At 58.8% G+C, this 14961-nt stretch carries 14 protein-coding genes; 7 read left to right on the plus strand and 7 right to left on the minus strand.

The genetic code is table 11. From position 1 onward, the window contains the following. Nucleotides 1-117: 117 nt before the first annotated feature. Nucleotides 118-930 carry a phage tail protein gene (locus ACRQ1B_RS09990; RefSeq protein WP_432293417.1) on the minus strand — a complete coding sequence of 271 codons (813 nt, stop codon included), beginning with the start codon at nt 928-930 and terminating at the stop codon, nt 118-120. Between the two features lie 211 nt (nt 931-1141). Further along, entirely contained in the window at nt 1142-1357 is a 216-nt protein-coding gene (locus ACRQ1B_RS09995; protein ID WP_432293418.1) for a hypothetical protein, read from the minus strand. A gap of 278 nt (nt 1358-1635) precedes the next feature. Between ACRQ1B_RS09995 and ACRQ1B_RS10000 the strand changes: the two genes are divergently transcribed. The 3 genes from ACRQ1B_RS10000 to nadE are packed head-to-tail and all read left to right on the plus strand — an operon-like array spanning nt 1636 to nt 4451. Beyond that, on the plus strand, nt 1636-1887 hold the full coding sequence (locus ACRQ1B_RS10000) for an acyl carrier protein (RefSeq protein WP_432293419.1): 252 nt from the start codon (nt 1636-1638) through the stop codon (nt 1885-1887). Between the two features lie 30 nt (nt 1888-1917). Further along, on the plus strand, nt 1918-3474 hold the full coding sequence (locus ACRQ1B_RS10005; RefSeq protein WP_432293420.1) for a class I adenylate-forming enzyme family protein: 1557 nt from the start codon (nt 1918-1920) through the stop codon (nt 3472-3474). Further along, on the plus strand, nt 3474-4451 hold the full coding sequence (gene nadE, locus ACRQ1B_RS10010) for an NAD(+) synthase (RefSeq protein ID WP_432293421.1): 978 nt from the start codon (nt 3474-3476) through the stop codon (nt 4449-4451). The genes ACRQ1B_RS10005 and nadE overlap by 1 nt, the downstream gene beginning before the upstream one ends. Nucleotides 4452-4515: 64 nt before the next feature. Here nadE and ACRQ1B_RS10015 read toward each other — a convergent pair whose 3' ends face one another. Further along, the gene (locus ACRQ1B_RS10015; protein ID WP_432293422.1) at nt 4516-5619 is read right to left on the minus strand and encodes a hypothetical protein; all 1104 of its coding nucleotides are present in this window, start codon (nt 5617-5619) and stop codon (nt 4516-4518) included. 123 nt (nt 5620-5742) lie between these two features. Beyond that, entirely contained in the window at nt 5743-6135 is a 393-nt protein-coding gene (locus ACRQ1B_RS10020) for a PRC-barrel domain-containing protein (protein WP_432293423.1), read from the minus strand. A 298-nt stretch (nt 6136-6433) separates the two neighbouring features. Between ACRQ1B_RS10020 and ACRQ1B_RS10025 the strand changes: the two genes are divergently transcribed. The 4 genes from ACRQ1B_RS10025 to ACRQ1B_RS10040 all read left to right on the plus strand — a co-directional run bounded on the left by ACRQ1B_RS10025 (nt 6434) and on the right by ACRQ1B_RS10040 (nt 11721). Further along, on the plus strand, nt 6434-8134 hold the full coding sequence (locus ACRQ1B_RS10025) for a long-chain-fatty-acid--CoA ligase (protein WP_432293424.1): 1701 nt from the start codon (nt 6434-6436) through the stop codon (nt 8132-8134). A gap of 145 nt (nt 8135-8279) precedes the next feature. Then, entirely contained in the window at nt 8280-9521 is a 1242-nt protein-coding gene (locus ACRQ1B_RS10030) for an alpha/beta hydrolase (protein WP_432293425.1), read from the plus strand. 154 nt (nt 9522-9675) lie between these two features. Further along, nucleotides 9676-11301 (plus strand): glucose-6-phosphate isomerase, encoded by a 1626-nt coding sequence (gene pgi, locus ACRQ1B_RS10035; protein WP_432293426.1) that lies wholly within the window; start codon nt 9676-9678, stop codon nt 11299-11301. Between the two features lie 60 nt (nt 11302-11361). Next, nucleotides 11362-11721 (plus strand): hypothetical protein, encoded by a 360-nt coding sequence (locus ACRQ1B_RS10040; protein WP_432293427.1) that lies wholly within the window; start codon nt 11362-11364, stop codon nt 11719-11721. A gap of 106 nt (nt 11722-11827) precedes the next feature. On the opposite strand, the gene ACRQ1B_RS10045 is transcribed toward ACRQ1B_RS10040, so the two are convergent. From ACRQ1B_RS10045 to ACRQ1B_RS10055, 3 genes are all read right to left on the minus strand, one after another. Further along, entirely contained in the window at nt 11828-12754 is a 927-nt protein-coding gene (locus tag ACRQ1B_RS10045) for a carbohydrate kinase family protein (protein ID WP_432293428.1), read from the minus strand. A 92-nt stretch (nt 12755-12846) separates the two neighbouring features. Further along, a complete protein-coding gene (locus ACRQ1B_RS10050) occupies nt 12847-13539 on the minus strand; it encodes an orotate phosphoribosyltransferase (protein WP_432293429.1) in 693 nt (230 codons plus the stop codon). A gap of 98 nt (nt 13540-13637) precedes the next feature. Beyond that, a complete protein-coding gene (locus tag ACRQ1B_RS10055) occupies nt 13638-14813 on the minus strand; it encodes a sensor domain-containing diguanylate cyclase (protein WP_432293430.1) in 1176 nt (391 codons plus the stop codon). Nucleotides 14814-14961 lie beyond the last annotated feature (148 nt).

The raw sequence follows: 14961 nt of genomic DNA on the forward strand, positions 1-14961 counted from the left end.
AATAAACAAAAAGGCGCAAAGCGAGCATAAATTACATTTAAGATCGCTAATTGCTAATTTGCAACACGCAGAAGCAATAGGATTGCTGCAGCACCAGGCGGCGCTGCAGCACCGATCTCACGGCCTTGACGGAAATAGGCCATTGATCGCGATGCATTGCGTCAGGCCGAGGCCGGGAGACTGCGTTGAGAAGGGCTGAGGCCCGCCGGTATTGGGCAGTACTGTCACGGTGCCACCCGTGATGCCCGAATTGACGTTGAAATTGAGGGCGGGTGATCCCGGCGTGCCTTGAAGCTCGACAGTCAATCCGCCCAGATCAGCCGTCTGAGCCGTCGATGCCGGATCCACATAGATGCTGGCGGCCGAACCGCCGCCACCGCCCTGCCCGAGATAAGAGCCGTTGGCGATGGTCGAAACGCCTGCGACCTGTTTGGCTTTAAGCGTTGGCACGGCAGTGAGGCTGCCTGTTTGCGCCGGAATGCTAACAGGCTGGTTGCCTCCACCCGTTCCGGCAAAGGTCGCGGGATGCGTGTGCGGCGGCAATTGCTGTAACGTCAATGTCGTCGATTGTTGACCAATCGGCGCACCAATCGGTGTCGGCGTGGCTAATCCTGTCCCTGCTCCTACCCCTACAGCACTTCGCGAGCGCAAGTCCGGCAGCGCAAAATTGGAAGTCGCATTGCCACCATAGATCGTTCCGATCAGCGCAAAAAGAGCCTGATATTGTGAAATCTGCATGAGGCGCCCGTCGGCGGGGGCATAGTTGACTGGACAAAAATCGAAAGCAAATGTGCAGACAGTGCCTATGTAGGGCTCCGAGTTGCACGCCATCGCCGGCCGTTCGCTGGCGACAAAAGCGCCACCACCGGCAAACGCGCCGGTAATGACGGTCAGAATGTTCAGGCAACGCAACGGGCGGACGCCCGGCAAAATCGTGTCTCGCATGATTTCTCCCCAAATCGCCGCGCTTCCGCAGATGAATTATCTGCGGGCGTATCAACGCGACATGAGGAAAGCCTAAATAAGCAGGCCATCAATTCAATCAAAAGACGGCTTATGTTTAGCTTATTAACCAGAGGTTGCTGTTCGTAGAATAATCCGCTGTTTGGCAATTTGCAAACCGAGGGCACCCCCTCAACCATCAGTGCCGGGTTGCAAGTGCTGAAAGAAGATCATGCCGGCGCAGCTGGTCGATGGCACTCACGGCCTCATCCGCCGACCAACCGGCCTGGACCGCTGCCTGCAGCAGTTTGGCCTCGGCTTCCACTTCCAGTTTGAGGTAAAGCGGCTCGAGTGCCTCCTGCACCGTCAGCAGGTGCTCATCGGGCGATACAATGCTGTCAAATCGCGTGGCCATGATTCACTGTCTCCCTTTTCTTTGCGATAGATAGAAAGAGTGTAACCGCAGGAGGCGCAAAGCGTTCCCAGGGATCAGAGAAAATTTCGAACCTGGGTATCCGCCGATTTCGACGAGTATTCCCGCTGAACATCCAAAACACTGGCAAATCACCGCAAGTAGATTAGCGAAAGATTCAGGGATGCTGATGCATATGATCCTAATATGCCGGGTACCCGAACGACAGGACAACCTGAGACGTCATTGCCCTGCTCCAGGAATTGAGAGGAATCAATCGCATGTCTGATTATGCCAGCAATGTACGCAGCTTTATTGCAGAAAATTTCTTGTTTCGCGCCGATGCTGAAATTGCCGACGATCAGTCACTGCTCGACAGCGGCGTCATGGATTCGACCGGTGTGCTCGAGCTGATTGCTTACCTTGAGAGCACATACGGTATTACCGTTGCCGACGAAGATATCATTCCAGATAATCTCGACAGTATTTCCCGCGTCACTGCTTATCTGACATCGAAGAAGATCGCCGCCTGACGCACATTTATCGCTGCCGGGGGAACGAGCGTGCGGATCGAAACTCTCATTGCCGAGAACCTGCGGCAACGACCCGACAAGACGGCGGTCGTGGCCGGTGATGTCCGCCTGACATATGACGAGATCGACCGTCAATCGTCGCGGCTGGCGGCGCGATTGGACGAGGCAGGCGCCGGCCGCGGCGATCGGATCGTTTTCCTTCTCTACAATAGCAGCGAGGCCGTCGTCTCGTTTTTCGCAACCTGGAAACTCGGCAGCGTCGCCTGCCCGCTGCATCCCTCGATCAAGGCCGAGAAACTGGCTGAGATCTTTCGCAGTATCGAACCAGGTGCGATTATTGCCCATGCTCGGCTTGTGCCGATGATTGACGCCGCCTGCCGCCTTGCCGGCAGAAGGTCGGTGATCTTTGTCGTGCATGCGGGCGCACTTGCCGCCAACACACAGTCATACGAAGATGCAGTCGGCACGGACATCTGCTCCACGCCGCCAAAAAACCAGAGTGACGACGATCTGGCGCTGCTAATCCACACATCCGGTTCCACCGGGCGGCCGAAAGGCGTGATGCTCAGCCACGCCAATATTACCGCCGCCTGCACGGCGATCGCCGGTTATCTGGAGAACACGGAAACCGATGTCGTTTTGAGCGTCCTGCCGCTTTCCCATGGCTACGGCATCACCCAGATGGTGACGATGGCGATGGTGGGCGGCACGCTTGTGCTGGAAAAGAGCTTTGCCTTCCCGCGCGTGGTCCTCTCGCGTCTGCAGAGCGAGCAGGTGACCGGCTTTCCGCTGGTTCCCGCCATGGCGGCCCTTTTTGCCAATATGCCGGATCTGAGCGCGGAAATGCTGCCGCATCTGCGCTACATGACCAACGCGGCCGCCGGCATGCCGCCGACCACCACGGGGCGCCTGCGGGCATGCCTGCCGCATGTAGTGTTATATCTGATGTATGGCCAGACGGAGTGCCTGCGCACCACCTATCTGCCACCGGAAGAGGTGGCGCACCGGCCGCTTTCGGTTGGTCGTGCCATTCCCGGCACACAGGTTTTGATTGTCGATGACAACGGCTTGCCGGTTGCGCCGGGTGACATCGGCGAACTGGTGGTCGAGGGTGCGCATGTGATGCGCGGCTACTGGCGCGACGACGTTGCGACCGCCGCTGCCTTGCGTGCCGCCCCGAATGGCATGCGCCTGTTTACCGGAGATCTTTTTCGCGCTGACGACGAAGGGTTTCTCTATTTCGTCTCGCGGCGCGACGACATCATCAAGACCCGCGGCGAAAAGGTCAGCCCGCAGGAAGTGGAACGCGTGCTTTATGCCCTGCCCGGCGTGCGGGAAGCGGCCGTCGAAGGCATTGACGATGCGGTTTTCGGACAAGTGATCAAAGCGCATGTGGCCGCCGACCCGACAGCGGATTTGACCGAGCGGCTGATACAGCGCCACTGCGCTGCACATCTGGAAGATTTCATGGTTCCCAAGCTGGTGGAATTTCATGACGCCCTGCCGAAGACGGCCACGGGCAAAATTCGCCTCAACGCTGCAACGGCAGCGCAGGCCAAGGAAAACGAAGAGAACAGGATAGGGTGATGGCAAGAACCAAGGGATTTTCGGCAGACAGCCTGAAACTGGATACGCAAGCCGAGATCGAACGCATTTGCGCCTGGTTGCGCGAAACGGTGGCGAAGGATCTGCGCAAACGTGGCGCGGTGCTGGGCATTTCCGGCGGCATCGATTCCAGCGTGACGGCCGCGCTTTGCGCCCGCGCCTTCGGCCCGCAAAAAGTGACCGGCATTTTCATGCCCGAGCATGACAGCGACCCGGAAAGCCTGCGGCTCGGACAGGCGCTTGCGGCGGCTACTGGTGTCGAAACGGTGCTGGAAGACATAGGTCCGGCGTTGGCGGCTGCCGGTTGTTATACCCGCCGCGACGGTTTCATTCGTCAGGTCGTGCCGGAATTTGGCGAAGGCTGGGGCTGCAAGGTGATGTTGGAAGATGCGCTGACCGGCCGCGGTTACAACATTTCCTGGCTGGTCGTTGCCAATCCCGCCGGCGAACAGAGCCGCCACCGCATGCCGCTCGAGGTTTATCTGGGCATGATCGCCGCGGCCAACATGAAGCAGCGCACCCGCAAGCAGATCGAATATTACCATGCCGACCGGCTGAACTATGCGGTTGCCGGCACGCCGAACCGGCTCGAATACGACCAAGGTTTCTTCGTGAAGAACGGTGATGGCGCTGCCGATTTCAAGCCGATCGCGCATCTCTACAAGACTCAGGTCTACCAGTTGGCGGAAGCGCTGGGTGTGCCGGAAGAGATCCGCCGACGTCCGCCAACCACCGACACATGGTCACTGCCACAAGGCCAGGACGAATATTATTTCTCGCTACCTTATGACCGAATGGACCTGTGCCTTTATGCACTCGACAACAGCATGTCGCGCGAAGAAACCGCCGAAGCCGCAGAACTGACGCCGGATCAGGTGGATGCGGTGTGGCGCAATATCGCGTCGAAGCGCAAGGTGGCGGAATATCTGCATGCCGAACCGAAAAAGCTGATCGACTGAGCTTGAGACATAAAACCATAGCGGCCGGGCAATTCTCCTGAATTGTCAGGCCGTTCTTTTTTGGTCAGTCGTCGAAGCGGTCGCCGATCAATCGCATCCAGCTTTCGCCGGCTAGCCCGCTGATGAGCGCCTGCCCGGCTTTCACCGGCTCCAGAAGCGACTTGTCCCTCGCATGGGCGACATAAAAGGCACGACCGAGAAAGATGGCGCGCCGCTGCATCAATGCCGGGATCAGCCATGGATGGGCCGCGCCGCGCACCGAAGCGCAACCATAAGCGTCCGCATGGGCGAAAAGGTCTTCAACAAGTTCGCCTGTTCGCGCCGGAACAGACACGGCCTGCAGTACCCAGCCGATGCCGCCTGCCTTGGCGAAATAGGCATAGGCCGCAACCGGGCGGCCATCCGGGTTATAAGCAACCCGCCATTCGGGATAACCGAAGCTGCGTTTCTGCTCCGCCTCGCCCAGGAACCATTCGAGCGAACCGGCATCCCAGCGCGGCCGCATGGCATAAACATCCTTCAGAACCATAAGCGCCCTGCCGAATTCGGCCGGCGTCACATCGCGGAACTCGAGCTTGCGGCCTTCATTGCCTTGATACTGCGGCCGACGAACAAAGGCGACCGCGCGGTCGGCTACACGCCCGAGCGGTCGCACCAGACGTACTGCCGGAATGGATCGTTCCGCCAGCTGCACGCCGGTCGAAACCGGCCGCAGGATCTTCATCCAGTTGAAACTGTAACCGGGCTCAAGCGGATGACCGAGCTTCTGCCACATGCCGAGCGCAGTGCGATTGGCAGTTTCGGTGAGCGAGATATCCTGTGGCCCAGCCAGAAATGCGCGCAGCAGACGGGCACCGATCAGCGGGTTGGCCTTAGGGTTCTCGACCATCATCGAAGCGGCGAAGGCGGCAAGCACTTGCCGGCCCTCCAGTTCGAGACGCGCCGGCGACACGCCGATGAAACCGGTCAGCTTGCCATCTTCATCGACAGCCAGCTTTGAGCGGATACCCGGTTCATCCCACGGATGCTGAAAGAAGGAGTGTTCGAGGCAGGCATTCAGCGACGAGGAAGCTTTCGACTTGCCGCGAAAGGTTTTCTGAAACAGCCGCGCTACGCCGTCGATATCGCCGCGCTCAAAGTCGCGTATGATGGTCGCTTGTCCGCTCATGCCGATGCCATTGCCAGTCCCGCCGAAAATCCGGCTAATCTTGCACGCGGACCCTTAAGCAAACGAAAAGAGGCCCCGCAAGCGGAGCCTCCATTCGGGATTAACATCCGAATTACTTCGGTTTTACATCCAGTAAGGCGGGACGCCGTAATAATCGTAGACCTTGCGGTCATTGGCGCTGTACCAGCTGTCGTCGTCGAGATCAGAGTAACGCGGCGCACCGGTGATCTGGTCCTTGGTCAAATCGATACGGTAGCCGTCGAGCTCTTCGTCGTAGCGAAGCTTTTCCCACGGCAACGGATAATAGTCATCGCCGATACCGAGGAAGCCGCCGAAGCTAAGCACCGCGTAGGCGACACGACCGCCGCGTTTTTCGAGAAGAAGACGCTCGATCGAGCCAATACGCTTGTTGTCGGCGCCATAAACCTTGGTGCCTTCGACCTTGTCGCTGGCAATCAGGGAGTGGCTGTCCTTGACGTAAGGGTCCTGACCGGCGCGGGGTTCCTGATGCAACATGATGCACCTCCTCTTGTTGATTGCACATTCGAATTACACAGAAAGAACCCGCTACTCCGTGCTTGGTTCCTGAAAATACTGATCGCCGTTCGGATATGACGGTCGTCAAGATCAATTGACGTTTACGTCAAGGTTATCTAATCTTCTCGTGATTGGCCGATCAGGCCGCGTCCGTGCGATACTGCTGACAGGTGAAAAGGTGGGAGGACCTTTGCACTTGTCACATTGAGGCAGTATGGCTTCCGGTTCCCGCAGGGTGACCGGAAACGGAAACGCCGACACAAGGGAGGGAGAATGCATGACTGATCTTGCTGCCGCTCAGGCGCAGACGCCGGTGGAAAAAATCTGGCTGGCATCCTATCCGCCGGGTGTTCCGGCAGAACTGCCGCCGCTCAGCCATCAGTCGCTGGGCGAGCTGTTCGAAGAAAGCTGCCAGCGTTATGCCGCCCGCACCGCTTTCACCAGCATGGGCAAGGGCCTCACCTATGAGGCGATGGAACGCGAAAGCCGCAAGATCGCCGCCTTCCTGCAGTCGCAGGGGCTGAAAAAGGGCGACCGCGTTGCTGTGATGATGCCCAACATTTTGCAAAACCCGGTCACAGTCTACGGCATCTTGCGCGCCGGGATGATCGTCGTGAATGTCAACCCGCTCTATACGCCGCGCGAACTGGAACACCAGATCAAGGATTCCGGCGCAACCGCGATCTTCGTGCTGGAAAACTTTGCCAATACCGTGCAGCAGGTGCTGAGCCGTACGCCGCTACGCCATGTCGTCGTCACGACGATGGGCGACATGCTGGGCCTCAAGGGCCATATCGTCAATCTCGTCGTGCGCCGGATCAAGAAACTGGTGCCGGCATGGTCGATCCCATCCGCCCTCAGCTTCAAGTCGGTCCTTTCAAACAGTGCGGGACAGACATTCAAGCCGGTCGAGGTTTCGCTCAGTGACATCGCCTTTCTGCAATATACCGGCGGCACGACCGGCGTTTCCAAGGGCGCGGTGCTGACCCATGGCAACCTTCTCTCCAATCAGGAGCAGATGGGATACTGGCTGGAAACGGCCTTCATCAACAAGCAGAAGCCGGAGGTTTTGAACTTCGTCTGCGCGCTGCCGCTTTATCATATCTTTGCGCTGACGGTGAATTCGCTGATGGGAGTGGCGACCGGCGCCAACAATATCCTCATCCCCAACCCGCGCGACATTCCAGCCTTCGTGGCAGAACTTGCCAAATGCAAACCGCATGTGTTTCCGGGGCTCAACACTCTGTTCAACGCGATGATGAACAATGCCGAGTTCCAGAAGCTCGATCTTTCCTCGCTGATCCTGGTGTTCGGCGGCGGCATGGCGGTGCAGCGGCCAGTGGCCGAACGATGGTTCCAGATGACCGGATGCCCGGTGACCGAGGGATACGGCCTATCTGAAACCTCTCCGGTCGCCACTGCCAACCGGCTGGATACGACGGAGTTCACCGGCACGATCGGCCTGCCCATCCCCTCCACCGACATTACCATCCGCGATGACGACGATACCGTTTTGCCGAATGGCGAAGTCGGCGAAATCTGCATTCGTGGCCCGCAGGTGATGGCCGGTTACTGGCAGCAGCCTGCGGAGACGGCCAAGGTGATGACTCCGGACGGCTATTTCCGCTCCGGCGACATGGGCTTCATGGACGGCAAGGGTTACGTAAAGATCGTCGACCGAAAGAAGGACATGATCCTCGTATCCGGCTTCAACGTTTATCCCAACGAGGTCGAGGAAGTGGTGGCCATGCATCCCGGTGTGCTGGAATGCGCGGCGGTCGGCGTGCCATGTGAACATTCCGGCGAAGGCGTAAAAATCTTTGTCGTGAAGAAGGATCCGAACCTGACGGAAGCGGAACTGAAGGCGCATTGCGTAGCAAACCTCACCAACTATAAACGCCCGCGTTTCATCGAGTTTCGCACCGAACTGCCGAAATCGAATGTCGGCAAGATTTTGAGGCGCATGCTGCGGGAATGACGGACATAAGGGCCCGGACAAGCTGAAAACGCGTTGCATCGCTGCGACACCGCTCAACCAAGTCCGACCAGCGCATGGCCAAAACAATGGACGTACGCTCCAAGCTGGACTAGCTGTAGCCCTTGGCTGGCAACGTGGAGCGTGCGTGCGTATCATCCCTTATCATCGGCTCGTCGTCGTGGCGGCAGTGCTCGGCATTCTTTCGAGCTGCGCCGGTCGGCCTGAAGGGGTGTTGATCCCGACGGCTGCCGCATCCGTTTCCGGCACCTCCAAGGTCGATGTTCTGGTTGCCACCACCCGCCGCCCCTCGGAAACACCCGGCGTGCTTTTTTCCGGTGAACGCGGCGCAGAACCCGCCATCACTGAGATTGCCGTTTCCATTCCGCCCGACAGTGCGCGTGAAGTCGGCCAAGTCCAGTGGCCGAAAAAGCTGCCCGCCAATCCGGACAAGGAATTCGCCACGCTTTCGGTAACGCCGATGGAGAAACCGCAGGCGCATCGCTGGCTGCACGCCCACCTGCCCAAAAGCAAGCGCGTGATGGTGTTCGTGCACGGCTTCAACAACCGGTATGAAGACGCCATCTATCGTTATGCGCAGATCGTGCATGACAGTGGCGCAGACGTGGCGCCGATCCTGTTTACCTGGCCGTCCCGCGGCAGCATCTTCGCCTACAATTACGACAAGGAAAGCACCAATTATTCACGCGATGCGCTGGAAGACATGTTGCGCACCATCGCCCGCAACCCGGAAGTGGGTGAAGTGGTTGTGATGGCGCACTCGATGGGTTCGTGGGTGACGGTCGAAGCGCTGCGACAGATGGCGATCCGCGATGGCAAAGTGTCATCGAAAATCCAGAATGTCATCCTTGCTTCGCCCGATCTGGACGTCGATGTATTTGGCCGCCAGATCGCCGAAATCGGACCGAAGGGCCCACATTTTACCCTTTTCGTTTCGCGTGACGACCGCGCGCTCGGCCTGTCGCGACGGATTTCCGGCAATATCGATCGTCTTGGACAGGTCGATCCGACCGTCGAGCCCTATCGTTCAGAATTCGAGAAACAGGGCATCGTGGTGCTCGACCTGACCGCCTTGAAGGGCGGCGATCGTCTTAACCACGGAAAATTCGCAGAAAGCCCCGAAGTGGTGAAACTGCTCGGCAATCGTCTGATCGCCGGCCAGACCGTGACCGACAGCGATGTCGGGCTTGGCGACCGTATCGGCGCCGTCGCACTTGGCACGGCTCAGACAGTGGGCGGAGCGGCAACTGTTGCCGTCAATGCACCGATCTCAATCTTCGACCCAGCCACTCGCCGCAATTACGGTGATCAGGTTGACCGTCTTGGCCGCTCGGTCGGCAATACGGTCGAGACCGCCGTCGGGCGCTGATCGATATCTTTTACCCGGCTCAAAAAACGCGCCCGCTTAGGTCACCGGGCGGGCGCGACAAGGCTTGATTTGCCCCGCAAAGCGAATAGGTTCCCGTTCGACCTATCCGTACCTCCCATTCCGCACTTCCCGTGCGCACCGTCAGGAGCAAGCCATGCAGGCGATCGTCGAAAAACTGAAATCCACCGCTGCCGCCACCAAGGCAACAGACATTCGCGCCGCCTTCGCGGCCGATCCGCAGCGCTTCGAGAAATTCAGCGTTTCCGCCGAAGACCTCACCATGGATTTTTCCAAGACGGCCGTGAATGCCGAGATTCTTTCGCTGCTCGTCGAACTGGCTGAGGCTGGCGGCGTGGCCGAGAAACGTGAAGACATGTTCTCCGGCGTCGCCATCAATTTTACCGAGGACCGTGCCGTTCTGCACACCGCGCTGCGCAACCGTTCCAACAATCCGGTTCTGGTAGACGGCAAGGATGTGATGCCCGACGTCAACGCCGTGCTGGCCGCGATGGGCAAGTTTGCCGAGGGCATCCGTTCCGGTTCTCTGAAGGGTGCCACCGGCAAGGCGATTACCGATGTCGTCAATATCGGCATCGGCGGTTCCGATCTCGGCCCGGTCATGGCGACGCTGGCGCTTGCCCCGTTCCACGATGGCCCACGTGCCCATTTCGTTTCCAATATCGATGGCGCTCATATCGCCGACACGCTGAAACTGGTCGATCCGGAAACGACGCTGTTCATCGTCGCCTCCAAGACATTCACGACCATCGAAACCATGACCAATGCCCAGACGGCGCGCAAGTTCGTGGCCGATGCGCTGGGTGACGCGGCCGTGCAACACCATTTCTGCGCCGTTTCCACCGCGCTCGACAAGGTTGCCGCCTTCGGCATCAATCAGGACCGCGTGTTCGGTTTCTGGGACTGGGTCGGCGGCCGTTATTCGATCTGGTCGGCCATCGGCCTGCCGCTGATGCTCGCCATCGGCCCGGAAAATTTTGGGCATTTCCTCGACGGCGCGCATGCGATGGACACGCATTTTCGCACCGCGCCGACGGAACAGAACCTGCCGATGCTGCTCGGCCTGATCGGTTATTACCACCGCAATGCGCTGGGTTATCCGACCCGCGCCATCCTGCCCTATGACCAGCGTCTGTCGCGCTTCCCGGCCTATCTGCAGCAGCTCGACATGGAATCCAACGGCAAGGGCGTCACCATCGATGGCACCCCGGTCGAGGGCGAATCCGGCCCGGTCGTCTGGGGCGAACCCGGCACCAACGGCCAGCACGCCTTTTATCAGTTGATCCATCAGGGCACGAGCATCATCCCGGCCGAGTTCATGATCGCCGCCAACAGTTTTGAGCCGGAACTGCGCCACCAGCACGACCTCCTGATCGCCAACGTGCTGGCGCAGTCGGAAGCACTGATGAAGGGCCGCACCTTCGAGGAAGCCAAGAAGCAACTGACCGACAAGGGCATGGACGACAAAAAGGCGGATTTTATCGCGCCGCACCGCGTCTTCACCGGCAACCGTCCATCGATCACCTTCGTCTACGACAAGCTGACGCCATTCGCCTTCGGCCGTCTCGTGGCACTCTATGAACACCGTGTGTTCGTGGAAGGCGTGCTGTTCCGCATCAACTCGTTCGACCAGTGGGGCGTGGAACTTGGCAAAGAACTGGCGACCGGTCTGCTGCCGGTGGTGGAAGGCAAGGAAAGCGCCGATGGCCATGATTCTTCCACGCAGGGTCTGGTGAAGACGCTGGCCGGGCTGAAGAATTAAGCGATACAAGATCGCTTTTATGCTTAGATGATCCCGTCAGATCGAAAATCGGGCGGGATCATGATAAAGTTTCTGGGCAAGGCACTCTCTGCATTAACGGCTCCCGTCCGCAGGCTTGGCAGATGGATCGAGAGCGAGTTGATCGGCGGCTCTGCACTTGATCAACCGATACTTATTCGCAACGAAATATTGAAATTGCGCGCATCTGCGGCTGACCGCCTCTCAACAGCTTGCTTTTCCGTCGGAGCGGCAGGTGTTGTGGCGCCGCTGTTCGCGCCCATATTTCAAAGCGGGCCGACCATTCCAAAAACCTATACCGAGATGCTGCTGATTTTTGGTGCTACCCTGATTTGGCTCACGATGGGCTTCGTGCTACATATGATCGGAGGAGCTTTTCTACTCAAGCTCGGAGACAAGTAATGGATGCACTCACGCTTTATGCTGGTAGCGGCGCAGTGCTTTTGATCATTGCCCTTTTCGTACTTTACCGCCTGCGCCATAACTGACGCAGGCAGACGGACTGTTATTACAGCCCGATCTCTTCCGCAAACGGCGGATTGGCCCCTGCTCGCGAGACGGTGACGGCAGCAGCCTTTGCACCCAGCGCCAGCGCGCTTGCGATCTGGTCTTCCGTCAGGCTCGCCACCTGCGCCTTGGTCAGCAGGTTCTGCATCTTTAGAGAGGCGAGAATGCCGGCATCGAACGTATCACCGGCGCCGACCGTATCAACGACCGTCACCCGTTCGCTCGGTACCGTGACCTTGTGGGCAGCGGTGTAACCGACAGCTCCTTCGGCACCGCGCGTGACCACGACGAGCTTTGCACCGTGGCGCAGCCAGTGGCGGGCGAGCGTATCCTCATCGCCTTCCATGCCGAACCATGCCAGGTCCTCGTCGGAGAATTTGACGATATCGGACATCGCCGCCATGCGGTTGATGCGGGCAAGGTGCGCTGCCTTGTCCTTGATGAAACCGGGGCGGATATTGGGGTCGAGCGAGATGACGCGGGTGGCGGCTTCGCGCTTCATCAGCGCCTCATAGGTCGAGCCGCAGGGTTCCGGGATCAGGCTGATGGCGCCGAAATGCAGGGCTTCGCACGTATCGTCCAGTGCCGGCAGGTCGGCTTCGGTGATCATGCGGCCGGCCGTGCCTTCGTCGTAGAAGGCGTAAGTAGCGTGGCCGTCGACCAGCTTCACGAAGGCGATGGTTGAGGGACGCGATGCGAGTGCGCAATAGCTGAAATCGACCTTGCTCTTGCGCAGCGTGTCACGAAGAATGTCGCCCATCATGTCGTCGGCGAGACCGGTGAAAAAGCCAGTCTTCACACCAAGGCGGCCAAGCGCGATCGCGGTATTGAACACCGCACCACCGGCATAGGGTGAAAATGCCGGTTCGCCGAGCGTCGTTTCACGCGGAAGCATGTCGATAAGGGCTTCGCCGCAGCACAAGATCATGGATTTCCCTCCCGAGGAATAACCTGTTTTGCACAGGAATAAGCGAGCTTTTGACAATTGGCCAGAGCAAAAGCTCGCTTTAAATGAATCGCTTAACGCGGCAACTCGCTGATGCCGCCATTGCGGGCGGACCATTCCAGCGGTGCATCGAGGAATGCTTCGACTTCCGAAAGCGTCTTTTCGTCGAACAGTTTTTGGTCACGCGCGACGGCCAGAACATTGCGCCATGTGGCGATGTGGTGGAACTGCACCTTGCCATCGGCAAACCGCAGCGCGCCTTCATCGAAAATGCCGTAATAGAACAGCGCCATGCCGTGATCGACAACACCACCGGCAGCGCGGATCGCGTCGATGAACTTGAACATCGAACCGCCGGCCGTGGTCAGGTCCTCGATGACGAGGACACGCGATCCTTCCGGCATGTTGCCCTCGATCTGCGCATTGCGGCCATGGCCCTTCGGCTGCTTGCGCACATAGATCATCGGCAGGCCGAGACGATCAGCCAGCAACGCTGCAAAGGGGATGCCGGCCGTTTCGCCACCGGCGATGCAATCGAATTTTTCGAAACCGGCATCGCGCAGCAGGGTGGCGACGGCGAAATCCATGATGGTGGAGCGGACGCGCGGATAGGAAAGCAGCTTACGGCAATCGATATAGACCGGGCTCATCATGCCGGAGGCGAACTTGTAGTGCTTTTCAGCGTTAAAATGCACCGCCCCGATTTCCCACAACATCTTTGCCATGAGTTCGGCCATGACCGTGCGATCGGTAAATGTGGTGTGCATACCTTGTGCTCCTTGTGCGTCCGTTGCTGCGGCATATCAGCAAGAAAGCCGCGCATCCAGTGGATCGCGGCTTTCAAGAGCTAAAAGTGCTGAGAACATCAAGCGCTGGTGCGCACCTCTTCCAGTTCGACCGCATGCAGGAAGCCGGCCACCTCGACCCGATTGCGACCGGCGCGCTTGGCCTCATAGAGCGCGCCATCGGCCATATTCAGGACACTGTCAAAACTGCGATTTTCGGCTGTGCCGAAGGCGATACCAGCACTTACGGTACAGGACACAGTCTTTTCGCCGATCTCGATCATCCGTTCTGCAAATCCGCGACGGATGCGCTCGGCAATTCGTTCGGCGCGACCCGGCAAAACATTTCTGACGATGACCACGAATTCCTCGCCGCCAAGACGAGCGACCGTATCTGTTTCGGCCTTGACCTTCATCTCCTCGGCAAAAGCGCGGATGACCATGTCGCCGGCAGCATGACCGTGCTGGTCGTTGATCGACTTGAAACGATCGATATCGAAAACGATGATCGCTGTTGACTGGTCGATCTGCGTGGCATCAAATTCTTCGAACACGGCGCGGCGATTGAGCAGGCCGGTCAGGGGATCCGTCATCGCCTCGCGGCGGTGGAAAGCGGCAAGACGCCACTGGTGCAGCGCCAGCGAGAAAGCGCCGACGCCGGTCATGCTGGCGATGCAGATGGCGATGTTGAGCTTCTCCGCCCAGTTCTGCGGCGCATGGCCGATCACCCATTGCTGGTCGCGGATCAGCACATAGGCGCAAAGCGCGAACGAAACGCCGGCTGTGGCGTAAAGTGACGCCATGCCGACCAGCGGCCCCGGCGCTTCATGCCGGACGAGCCAGTATTCGCGGGCGGTCGCCGTCAGAAGTATCGCTGTTGTGACATTCATCATGATGATGGAAATGCCGTCATAGCCCATCAACATGGCAGGCAGGCCAAGTACCATGGTGATGGAGCCGGCAACCAGAGAGATCCGCAGAGGCGAACGACCGGAACGGAACTGGCAGCCGGCGGCGTACATGACGGAAAAGCCCGCCATGATGAAGAAATAGGAGATGGCGCCGGTCACGATGCCGGCCTGCAGCGTATAGGCGCTGTAGCTGAAAATACCGACGATAATCAGCGCTAGGCTGACCACCCAGGTGAGCATGAAGCTGTCGCTGCGGCGCGATGCCCAGGTCGCGAAAAGCGCCACAAGCAGGCAGATCGCCGAGAATCCCAGCGCGAGAAGAAGTGAATTGTAATCGAGCATCATGCCTCGCCGTGTCCCCGACGGGCATCATGTCCCGCCATTCCCCCAAGGCGAACATCCGCCCTCACGTTGGGCGGTAACTTAGGACCTGATTCATGATCAAAATATTACCAACCTTCGTAAAAGGCCATGTAATTTCGACCATTACTGG

Source organism: Endobacterium panacihumi, from assembly GCF_050847465.1.
Classification (GTDB): domain Bacteria; phylum Pseudomonadota; class Alphaproteobacteria; order Rhizobiales; family Rhizobiaceae; genus Neorhizobium; species Neorhizobium panacihumi.

What these genes read in the sequence shown, in the direction of transcription:
- ACRQ1B_RS10020 (WP_432293423.1), bottom strand. Translation starts at nt 6,135, where the DNA reads ATGTTGCATCAGGAACCCCGCGCCGGTCAGGACCCTTACGTCAAGGAC.
- nadE (WP_432293421.1), top strand. Translation starts at nt 3,474, where the DNA reads ATGGCAAGAACCAAGGGATTTTCGGCAGACAGCCTGAAACTGGATACG.
- ACRQ1B_RS10000 (WP_432293419.1), top strand. Translation starts at nt 1,636, where the DNA reads ATGTCTGATTATGCCAGCAATGTACGCAGCTTTATTGCAGAAAATTTC.
- pgi (WP_432293426.1), top strand. Translation starts at nt 9,676, where the DNA reads ATGCAGGCGATCGTCGAAAAACTGAAATCCACCGCTGCCGCCACCAAG.
- ACRQ1B_RS10050 (WP_432293429.1), bottom strand. Translation starts at nt 13,539, where the DNA reads ATGCACACCACATTTACCGATCGCACGGTCATGGCCGAACTCATGGCA.
- ACRQ1B_RS10055 (WP_432293430.1), bottom strand. Translation starts at nt 14,813, where the DNA reads ATGATGCTCGATTACAATTCACTTCTTCTCGCGCTGGGATTCTCGGCG.
- ACRQ1B_RS10015 (WP_432293422.1), bottom strand. Translation starts at nt 5,619, where the DNA reads ATGAGCGGACAAGCGACCATCATACGCGACTTTGAGCGCGGCGATATC.
- ACRQ1B_RS10045 (WP_432293428.1), bottom strand. Translation starts at nt 12,754, where the DNA reads ATGATCTTGTGCTGCGGCGAAGCCCTTATCGACATGCTTCCGCGTGAA.
- ACRQ1B_RS10040 (WP_432293427.1), top strand. Translation starts at nt 11,362, where the DNA reads ATGATAAAGTTTCTGGGCAAGGCACTCTCTGCATTAACGGCTCCCGTC.
- ACRQ1B_RS09995 (WP_432293418.1), bottom strand. Translation starts at nt 1,357, where the DNA reads ATGGCCACGCGATTTGACAGCATTGTATCGCCCGATGAGCACCTGCTG.
- ACRQ1B_RS10025 (WP_432293424.1), top strand. Translation starts at nt 6,434, where the DNA reads ATGACTGATCTTGCTGCCGCTCAGGCGCAGACGCCGGTGGAAAAAATC.